Raw genomic sequence first — 11238 nt, 5'->3', positions numbered from 1 at the left:
GAGATGCAACAGTTCAGCGATACCCATCCGTGTCACCACTCCGTTTCTTCGAGCGTTTCGTCGTCACGCTCAGGGGCGTTTGCATTCGCGTCGGCAAGCCCTGCGGTCAGGGCATCGATCAGCTGCGCCAGCAGCGCTACCGTCTGGTAAGCGAATACATCCTTGATCTTCAGGGTGCAGCCGAACTCTGAGGCGACCTTCGACAGCATTCGCATCGCCAACAGCGAGTGGCCGCCCAGATCGAAGAAGCGCTCCGTCGCGCCGATCGATTGTTGTCCCAGCAATTGCTCCCAGATCGCAGCGAGCCGGCGCTCGGTGGCGGTCGCGGGTTCGACGCGGGCCAGGGCACCGATCCGCTTGGGCAAAGGCAACGCACGCCGGTCCACCTTGCCATTGGCCGTCAATGGCAGTACGGGCAGCACCACGAACGCCGAAGGCAGCATGAAATGCGGAAGATGGCGTTGCAGCAGCGCACGCAATTCGGGCACCAGCACCGTCTCGTCCGCCGCGCCCGCGGCGACGTAGGCCAGCAACTGGCGATCGGCGCCCTCGCCGGCCGTGGTCACCAACGCCTTGGATACAGCGGCGTGGTCGCACAGGCGCGCCTCGATTTCGCCAGGCTCGATGCGGAACCCGCGCACCTTGACCTGGCGATCGGCACGGCCGAGATACTCGATCCGGCCGTCGGTGCGCCAGCGCGCCAGGTCGCCGGTGCGGTACAGGCGTTGAGCGCAACCCTGGCCGAACTGCACGGTGATGAAGCGCTCGTCGGTCAGGTCGGCGCGTCCGGCGTAGCCGCGCGCCAGGCCATCGCCGCCGATGTAGAGTTCGCCGACGACACCGATCGGCGCCGGCTGCGATGCCGCATCCAGGATATGCAGGACCACATTGTCGATTGGCGCGCCGATGGGCGGCAACGCCGGCCAGGCAGCGGGATCGCCGTCGAGCGCGTGCTCGCTGACGACGTGGCTCTCGGTGGGGCCGTACAGATTGAGCAGCATGCAACCGCTGCGCGCAGCCCAGGTGCGCAGCGCGTTCGACACCACCAACTGCTCGCCGGCCGCTTGCAGGCACTTCAGATCGGGCAACTCGATCCCGCTGTCGAGCGCAGTCTGCGCGAAATGGTCGATCATCGCGGTCGGCAGGTAGGCGCGCGCGATGCGTTCGCGACGCATCACCTCCAGCAGGCGACGCGTGTCGAGGCGGTCGTCCTCTTCCAGCAGCACCAGCGGGCCGCCGTTGAACAGCGCCCCGGCGACCTCGTAAAGCGACATGTCGAAGCCGATCGCGGCGAACTGCAGGCTCGGCGCCGGTTCGGCCAGCATCGGATGGCGCGCTGCCAGCGACGTCATCAGGTTGACGATGGTGCGATGGCTCAACTGCACGCCTTTCGGCACCCCGGTGGACCCGGAGGTGTGCATGACGAAGGCCAGATCGTCGATGCGCGCGGCGACGTCCGGGCGCGCCTCGGACTGCGCAGCAAGCGCAGGCGCATCGTCCAGCAACACCACGTCGATGCCGCGGTGCGCGACCTTGTCCGCCAGTGTTCGCATCGCCAGCACACACCGCACGTCGCTGACGCGCAGCATCGCCGCGATGCGCTCGGCCGGCGCTTCGGCATCGATCGGCAGATAGGCGGCCCCTGCCTTCAGGATGCCGAGCAAGCCGATCACGTAGCAGGGGCTGCGCTCGACCAGCAGGGCCACCGCCTGGTCGCGTCCGATCCCACGCGACAGCAAATGCTGTGCCAGACGGTTCGCGTGATGCTCCAGCTCTCCGTAGCGCATGCGCTGCTCGCCATGAACCAGGGCGACGGCGTCGGGATGGCGGTCGACGCAGGCTTCGAACAGGCCGTGGATGGTTGCCTCCTGCGCATAGGCGCGCACGGGCGCCTGCCAAGCCGCCAGGCGACGTTGCTCCTGTGCATCCAGCAGCACCGGCGCCGCCGCACGATCCTCCGCCAGCGCCGGCAGCGCGGCCAGCACCGCCGCAAAATGCTGCGCCATGCGCGCGACGACGGCATCGTCGAGCTGATCGGCGCGATAGCCCATCCGCACGCGCAGGCGCTCGTCCAGCGTGACGATCAGGGTCATCGCGTACTGCGTGCGGCGTTGGCTTGCGGCGAACTCCAGCTGCAGCGCCGCCCCCATCGCCTCGGCTTCGGCGCCGGCATCGATCGCGAGGTTCTCGAACACCAACAGGCTGTCGAACAAGGCCACGCCCGCCGGTAATCCCGACAGGCGCTGGATATCCGCCAGCGGCAGGTAGCCGTGATCGCTGCACGCCTGGAAATCGCGCTGCAATGCGTTCAACGCGTCGGCCAGGGCCAGATCCGGCGCAAATGCCACCGGCACCGGCACGGTGTTGATGAACAGGCCAACCATGTCCTCGATGCCGTCCACCTCCGGCCGACGGCCGGAAATGGTGGCGCCGAACACCACTTGCGACGCCCCGCTGTAACGATGCAGCAGATAGGCCCAGGCCCACTGCACGACCGTGTTCGGCGTGACTCTGCATGCCTGCGCCAGGCGATGCAGCGCGGCGGTCTCGGCCTGGCCGAGTTCGAGCATGAACTCGCGCGGGACAGCGTCGCCGTCGGGATCCTGACGCAACGCGGCCAATGGCGTGCATCCCTCGACTTCGCCGAGCAGTTCGCGCCATCGCGCGCGCGCGGCCGCGACGTCCTGCCGCTGCAGCCAGGCGATATAGCGCTCATACGGCTCCGGCTCGGGCAGCGCGGCTGCACGGCCCTCGACGGCGGCCTGGTACAGGGCGATCACGTCGCGCTGGATCAGCGGGCTGCTCCATCCATCGACGATGATGTGATGGGTCGTCCACAGCACCTGACTGCAGTCGTCGGCCAACTGGAATACGGCAATGCGCATCAGCGGCGCGCTCGCGAAGTCGAAGCCCCGCTCACGGTCGCGCAGGCGGTATGCCTCCAGGCGGGTTTCCTGCTCGTGCGGCACAAGCGAGCGCCAGTCCTCTTCGTGCCACGGCAGCTCGGCCTGCGCGGACACCAGTTGGTGCAGCGCCTCCTCCCCGTCGTCGAGGAAGGCGGTTCGCAGGATGTCGTGCCGTTGCACCACGCCTTGCCAGGCGCGGCGGAACGCGTGGCGATCGAGCGTGCCACGGAAGGTCAACGCCGTCTGCACGACATAGGTCGACGGATCGATCTGGCTCTCAAAGTGCAGGCCGACCTGCATCGGCGTGGCCGGATACAGCCGCGCTAGCAATGGATAGCGCGCGCACCACCCATCCAGCCGATCCTGGCCGATGCTGGCCAGCGGGAAGTCGGACGGCGTGAAGCCCGCGGTTTCGCGCTGAACGCAATGCGTGATCACGCGTTTCCAGCCATCACCGATCAGGGTCGCCAACCGCTGCATCGTCGCCACGTCGTACTGCGCGTCGCTGTAGTCGAGCACGAAGTTCAGGCATCCGCCGAACACCTTGCCGGACAGTCCGATCTGGTGCATGCGGCGGCGGCGGCCGGAGATCTTCTCGCCCACGCCTTCGGCGGCCGGCTGGAACAGGGTGTCCTGGTTCAGCACATGGTCGAACTGGCCGAGGTAGTTGAATTCCAGTTCCGGCTCGGTGACGTCGCAGGCAAGCAACTCGGCGTCGCGGGCGAGATGGCGCAGCGCGCCGTAACCGATGCCATTGTTAGAAATCCTGCGGCACTGCTCCTTGACCGCCTTGATCGTCGCGCCGGTGTCGTCGTGCGGCACGCTCAGCGTCAGCGGGTACACGCTGGTGAACCAGCCCACGGTCGAGCTGGTGTTGAGATGGTCGAACAAGGGTTCGCGGCCGTGACCTTCCAGGCGGATGCGCAGCGCGGTTTCGCCGGTCCAGGCACGCATGCCGAGATAGACCCCGGCCAGCAGCAGTTCGTTGATCCGGGTGCGGTAGGCCGCGTTGCAGCGGTGCAGCAGCGCCTGCGTCTGCGCCTCGTCGAGGCCGACGGCGAGCGTGCGCGTGCTCGCGATTTCGCCGAAGCCGTCGATGCGGCGGTCCACGGGCAACGGCGGCACCACGAGCGCGGCCTGGCGCAGCCAGAAGCCGCGCTCGGCATCCAGGGCCTGCGATGTCGCGTAGTGCGACATTGCCTCGCCCCATTGCTTGAACGACGACGTCTTGGCGTCGAGCTCGATGGACTGCCCGGCGCGGCGCTGCCCGTAGGCGCGGTCCAGATCGGAAAGCAGGATTCGCCAGGACACGCCATCGACGACGATATGGTGCACGACCAGGAGCAGGCGACCGGGCCGCGCATCATGCGCTCGGAAATACACCGCACGCAGCAATGGACCGGCGCCGAGGTCGAAGGCGCGTTGCCAATGCGTGCAACGCGCTGCCAAGTGGTCGTCGAAATCGGCGCCTGCCTCGGGCAGGGCCTCGACGATGCAGCTGTCGGCGACCATCGCCGCATCTAGCGGCGCATGCGTGGCCAACCACTGGCCGGTTTCGTCGCCGAAGCGCAGGCGCAGCGCGTCGTGACGCAGGTACAGTGCCTCGACCACGGCCGCGAGCGCGTCGTCGGCGAAGTCCTGCGGCGTCATCAGCAGCACCGCCTGATTGTAGTGATGGAGATCGCGCGACTCGGCACCCAGGAATAGGTGATGGATGGGCAACAGCGGCAGCGCGCCCCGCACCGGCTCCTGCGGTGCGCTCACCTGCGGCGCGGGCGCGGTCGCCGCCAACTTCGCCAGTTCGGCGACGGTCTGCGCCTCGAAAAGCTGCTTGGTGGTGACCGCGATTCCGGCCTGGTTGGCACGGGACACGACCTGGATCGACAGGATCGAATCGCCTCCGATCTCGAAGAAGTTGTCGTTCGCCCCGATCTTTTCGACACGCAGCACCTGCTGCCAGATCTGGGCCAATCGGATCTCGACGTCGCCGCTGGGCGCCACATAAACCTGCTGTGCTTCGTAGTTGGGCCTAGGCAGCCGGCGCCTGTCGACTTTGCCGTTGCGGGTCAACGGAATCGTGGGCAGCACCACGAAGGCCGCCGGCACCATGTAGTCCGGCACGCGACCCTTCATATGCTCGCGCAGCACCCTTGCCAGCAGCGCCTCTTCGTCGCTGTCGGCACCGTCGGCCCAGACCACGTAAGCTGCCAAGCGCGGATCGCCAGTGTCTTCCCGCACGACCGCCACGGCCTCGCGCACCAAGGCGTGCGCGAGCAAATGGGTCTGGACCTCGCCGAGCTCGATGCGAAAGCCGCGGATCTTGACCTGGTCGTCGACCCGGCCAAGGAATTGCAACTCGCCGCGCTCGTTCCACCGCGCCAAGTCGCCGGTGCGGTACAGGCGGCCGTCGCCATCCGGATGCGCCAGAAAGCGCTCGGCGGTCAATTCGGGCAGGCCGAGATAGCCGATCGCCAGCCCCGCGCCGCCGAGCATCAGCTCCCCGGCGACACCGACCGGTTGTGGCTGGCCTGCCCCATTGACCACGCGCAACTCCACGTTCGGAAGCGCGCGACCGAGCACGATCGGCCGTCCCGGGACGATATCGGCGTGGGTGGCGGCCACCGTGGCTTCCGAGGGGCCATAGGAATTCACCACACGGCAGCGCTCCGCCCACCGCCACGCCAGGCGTTCCTCGCAGGCTTCGCCGGCGACGATGAGTACGCGCAACGCGTAGTCGCGGTCCAGCGGGACCTGTGCCAGCAGTGCGGGCGGTATCCAGCCATGGGTGATGCGCTCGGCGACGAGGAACTGGGCCAGGCGCTCGGGCGACTTGCGGTCTTCCTCAAGGCAGATGTGCAGGCTGGCGCCGCTGGCCAGGGCCATCAGCCATTCGAACACCGCGCCGTCGAAACCGATGGAGGCGAACGTCATCACGCGACTGTCTGCGTCCAGGCCGAACTCGCGCCGCTGGTATGTGGCGAGGTTCACCATTCCGCGATGCGTGTTGAGCACCCCCTTGGGCACCCCGGTGGAGCCTGAGGTGAAGATCGCGTAAGCCGCATCGTCCGGGCCGGCGCCGACCTCGCTCGCCTCCGGGTTGTCGCCGGAAAATGCCGAAAGCAGCAGCTCGCGCAGGTCCGCATCCAACGGCAACACCGTGCGTTCGCCCAGCATCGGCAAGGTCTCCAGCACGCTCTGTTGGGTCAATACCAATTCGACCTTGGCCGCGTCCAGCATCGCTTCCAGCCTTTCCTGCGGATGCGTCGGGTCCATCGGCACATAGGCCGCGCCCGCCTTGAGGATGCCGAGCAATCCCACCAACATCTCCGGCGAGCGCTCCACGCACAGGCCGATGCGATCGCCGCGCACCACGCCCTGCGCACGCAGCCAGTGCGCCACCTGATTGGCCACCACGTTCAGTTCCCCGTAGCGCACGCGCTGCCGTTCGAACGCTACCGCCAACGCCTGCGGGGCTCGTTCGGCGTGGGCCTCGAACAGGTGCTGCGCGCACGCCTGCGGCAGCGCCTCGGCCCGTGGCCGCGACCAGTGCGCGAGCGCCACCGCGTCGTGCGCTGGCAGCAGCGGCAGTGTCATGGTCGGTTGGTCCGGGTCGCCGGCGACCGCACGAAGCAGCACCGTGAAGCTATCGGCCAGGCGCTCGATGGTGGATGCATCGAACAGGCTCGTGGCATAGACCCAGCGCGTGTGCAGTTCGCCGTCGATCTCGAAGACGTGCAATTCGATGTCGTAGCGGGCGACGGGAGCGCCGTCGTCCACGCGCGAGATTTCCAGGTCCGGCAACTGCAGCACGGCATCTTCCAAGTTGTGCAGAGTGAAGCTGATCTGGGCCAGCGGCGCGTGGTTGAGGCTGCGCTCAGGCTTGAGTTCGTCGACCAACATGTCGAACGGCACGACCTGGTGCGCGAACGCATCGAGCGTAGAGCGCCGGACCTGCCTGAGAAGTGCGCCGAATCCTTCGTTCCCCGACAGGTCGGTGCGCAATATCAGGCTGTTGATGAAGAATCCGACCAACGGTTCCAGTTCGCGGCGGGTACGGCCGGCCGATGGCGAGGCGATCGCGACATCTTCCTCGCCGCTCCAGCGCGAGATCAGCAACGCAAACGCGGCACGCAGCAGCATGAACATGCTCACGCTGTGCTGGATGGACAGGTCGCGCAGCGCCCGCGACAGCTCGACATCGATGCAACGCTCCACCGCGGCGCCGGCGTAGTCCTGGAGCGGTGGGCGCGCACGATCGAGCGGCAGGCGATGGAGACGCGGCAAATCGGCAAGCTGCTGCTTCCAGTATTCCAGATGCGTCCGCAGCGCCTCGCGCGATAGCGCACGCCGCTGCCAATGCACGAAGTCGCCGTACTGGATCGCCAGTGGCGGCAAGGCTGGCCGCTCTCCGCGGGCGAATGCCGCGTACAGTTGGGTGAACTCGCGGATCAGAACGCCGGTCGACCAGCCGTCGGAGGCGATGTGGTGCATGGTCAGGCCCAGCACGTGCTCGTCCTCCGCCATCCGTACCAGCATCATCCGCAGCATCGGATCGGCGGACAGGTCGAACGGCGCTGCGGCGCCTTCGGCGATCATGGCCGCCATCCGTGCCTCGCGTCGGTCCTGCGGCGCGGCCGCGAGATCGAGCGCATGCATCCGCACCGGTGCCGGAGGGTCGACGATCTGCGACGCCGTCCCGGATGCCGACACGAAGCGGCTACGCAATACCTCATGGCGCGCGACGATCGCGTCCAGTGCGCCTTGCAAGGCATTGCGGTCGAGCGGCCCCTTCAGGCGCAGCGCCGAGGAGATGTGATACTGGCGACTGCCGCCGCTGAACTGGTCGATGAACCAGAGCCGCTGTTGTCCGTAGGAGAGCGGAAGGACGCCGTCGTGCGCAACCGGCTCGATCGGACGATAGTCCACATCCGCCTGCGCGTCGATATGGGCAGCCAGCCCGCGCACTGTGGGATATTCGAACATGCTGCGTACCTGCACGCGCCGGCGCAGGCGTTCGGCGATTTCCCCGACCACACGCGTGGCCAGCAGCGAGTGCCCTCCGATACGGAAGAAGTGATCGTCGATGCCGATCATCTCCAGTCTCAGCACGTGGCGCCAGATATCCAGCAGCGCCGCTTCGGTCGCGGTACTCGCTGCGGTGAAGGTCTCTTTGTCGAAATCGTCGCTCGCCGGCGCAGGCAACGCCGCTCGGTCGACTTTGCCGTTCGCCGTCAGCGGCAGCGCCTCCAGCAGCACATACGCGGCAGGCAGCATGTATTCCGGCAGGCTGCGGCGCATCGCCTCGCGCAGTTCGCGCACGCGCTGGTAGCGCCAGCGCTCGAGTTCGCTCTCGTCGTGCTCGGCGCCAGGCGGTTTCCCGCAGGGCACCACATAGGCTACCAACCGCTTGCTGCCCGCGCTGTCGGCATGCACCACGGCGCACGCATTGTCCACCGCGGCCTGCGCCAGCAGGGCCGCTTCGATCTCGCCCGGCTCAATGCGGAAGCCGTTGAGCTTGACCTGGCCATCGGCACGGCCGACGAATTCCAGCTCTCCATCGCGGCGCCAGCGCACCAGGTCGCCGGTGCGGTACATGCGGCCCTGGCCGGCGAATGGATCGGCCAGGAAGCTCGCCCGGGTCAATGCCTCCTGATTCAGGTAGCCGAGGGCCACGCCCGTGCCACCGATGTACAGCTCGCCCGTCACGCCGTCCGGCACCGGCTGCGCATGCGCGTCGAGCACGTAGAGCCTGGTGTTCTGGATCGGGCAGCCGATCGGGACGGCTTCGGCGCCGGACAGGTCGTCGTGCGGGCGCGAGACGAAGGTGCTACAGCCGACCGTGGCCTCGGTCGGACCGTATTCGTTCACCACGATGGCGTTCGGCAGCACGCGCGCGCGGAAACGCTCGAGCACGCGCGCCACCAGCTGTTCGCCACCGACCACCAGCAGGTGCGCCGTATCCGCGACCGGCCCTGGCGACAGATGCGCCAGCGCATCCAGGTGCGCTGGTGTCAGCTTGAACAGCAGCGGTTGCGGGCGTGCCGCGTACTCCAGCAATTGCTCCAGCGCGGTTTCATTCTCGTCGTCGAGCAGACAAACCGGCAAGCCGGCGCACCACGGTGCGATCAAGGTCGTCACCGTGGCGTCGAACGCGAACGGTGTCGCGACCACGCCGGCAGCGACGCCGCCGCCGAGATAGTGGCGTGCGGCGTAGTCCAGGTAATTCGTCAGCGCACGGTGCGGCACCGCCACGCCCTTGGGCTGGCCGGTCGAACCTGACGTGTACAGGACGTAGGCGACGGCATCGGCATCGACCGCCAGCGCAGGCGCGTGCCCGGACTGCGTGTCCAGTACCGGCCCGACGACATCCATCGGAATGGCGTCGCTGTCGCCGAAGGAGAGCGCATCCCACAGCTCGGAGTGGGTGAGTACCAGACGGATGCCAGCGTCCTCGATCATGTGCGAGAGACGGTTCTGCGGCGTATCCGGCGCAATCGGCACGTAGGCACCGCCGGCCTTGAGAACCGCGAGCAGCGCCACCGGCAGGTCCAGCGAACGCCGCAGGCAGATGCCGACACGGTCGCCGGGCCGTACGCCCCGCTCGACCAGATAGTGCGCGAGGCGGTTGCCGGCGCGATCCAGCGCCTGGAAGTCAAGCTCCCCCTCGGCGGCGACGACTGCTGGCCGATCCGCGTGGGCGGCGGCGATCGCGGACAGTCGCTCATGCATGCATCCGCCATGCGCGAGTGCCACATCGGTGCGGTTCCGATCGAGCATGCGCGAGCGCTCGACCTCATCCAGGAGCGGCAGGTCCGCTACAGGGCAGTCGGGCATGTCCAGCGCTGCATCGAGCAGAACGCAGAAGCTCGACGCGAGCTGCGCGATCATGCCTGTCTCGAACAGCGTTCGGTTGTAGGAAATGCCCAGCTGCATGCCGTCGCCGTCGTCGGCGATGTTGAATTCCATATCGAACTGGTTGGTGTTGCCGGCCTGGTCCAGCGAGTCGACTTCCAGCCCCGGCAGGACGATCTCGCGTGCCGTGCCGCTATGGTAGGAGAACAACAACTGGAACAACGGGCTGTAGCTCAGGCTGCGCTCGGGATTGATCGCGTCGACCAACAGCTCGAATGGAAGGGTCTGGTGGTTGAAGGCCTCGAGAACCTCGCGCTTGCTGGCATCCACGTAATTGCCGAATCCTTGCGCCGGATCGAGGCGCGTCCTCAGCACCAGGGTGTTGATGAAGAAGCCGACCAGATGCTCCAGATCCGGATGCACGCGCCCGGACACCGGCGTACCCACGGCGACGTCGTCCTCCCCGCCCAGCCGCGCCAGCAACAGCGCGAACGTGGCGTGCATCAGCACGAACGGCGTCATGCCCTTGGTGGCGCACCAGGCGCGCGCCTTGCGCGCGGTGGCAGCAGGGACATCCACGCGCAGCATGCCGCCGTGGAAACGCTGCTGCGCAGGCCGTGGCCACGACAGCGGCAACGCATGGACCGGGGGCAGGCCTGCCAGCCGCGCCGTCCACCACGACAGTTGCGTCTCCAGTGCCTTTCCGGACAGTTCATGGCGCTGCCATGCGGCATAGTCCCGGTACTGGACCGGCAACTCCGGCAGCGGATTCTCGCTACCGGCATGGAACGCGGCGTACAGCTGGCAAAACTCCTCGACCAGCACGTCCTTCGACCAGCCGTCGGAGGCGATGTGGTGGGTCACGAACAGCACCACATGTTCGTCCGCGCGCACACGCAGTACCGTCGCCCGCAACAGCGGAGGCTCGCCCAGGTCGAAACTGCGCGCCGACTCGGCGCGGCTTTGCTCGGCCACCGCCTCCCAACGCGCCTGCTCGGGCAGCGCGCCCAGTTCGATCAAGGTGACCGGCACCGGCCCTGCGGCGGCAGGCAACTGCACAACATCGCCCCCGGTATCCTGGATGAAGCGGGTACGCAGGGTCTCGTGCCTGGCGACGATCGTGTCGATCGTGCGACGCAGCGCATCCATGTCCAGCGCACCACGCAGCACCAGGTTGATATTGATGTTGTATTGGGAACTGCCGCCCTCGAGCTGGTGGATGAACCACAGCCGCTGCTGCGCGAAGGAAAGCGGTGCAGGCGATGCACGATTGGAGATCGGCAGGATCGGCGTCGTCTGCCTGATCCCTTCCGCCGCTCCGGCAAGGAATTCGATCAGCTCCTCGCGATGGGCACGGATCAGGGCGATGGCTCCCGAGTCGGAAATGGGCGCATCGGAGCGCGTCTTGAGCTTGCCGTCCTCCACGTACGGGAAGATGCCGAGCTCGTTCAAGGCCTGGACGACAGTCAGGATCGTCATA

1 protein-coding gene is annotated in these 11238 nt (G+C 67.3%); it reads right to left on the bottom strand.

Annotated features, from left to right (window positions below; translation table 11 throughout):
* Window positions 1–32: 32 nt before the first annotated feature.
* Window positions 33–11237 (bottom strand): non-ribosomal peptide synthetase, encoded by an 11205-nt coding sequence (locus tag HEP75_RS07150; protein WP_185825942.1) that lies wholly within the window; start codon window positions 11235–11237, stop codon window positions 33–35.
* Between the last annotated feature and the right edge of the window lies 1 nt (window position 11238).

The sequence above is a fragment of the Xanthomonas sp. SI genome (genome assembly GCF_014236855.1).
GTDB lineage: Bacteria > Pseudomonadota > Gammaproteobacteria > Xanthomonadales > Xanthomonadaceae > Xanthomonas_A.
The sequence above is the reverse complement of the archived record's forward strand: the minus strand, read 5'-3'. Positions and strand labels throughout refer to the sequence as shown.

Excerpts from the sequence above, each read along its gene's own strand:
- HEP75_RS07150 (WP_185825942.1), bottom strand. The coding sequence starts at position 11,237 with ATGACGATCCTGACTGTCGTCCAGGCCTTGAACGAGCTCGGCATCTTC.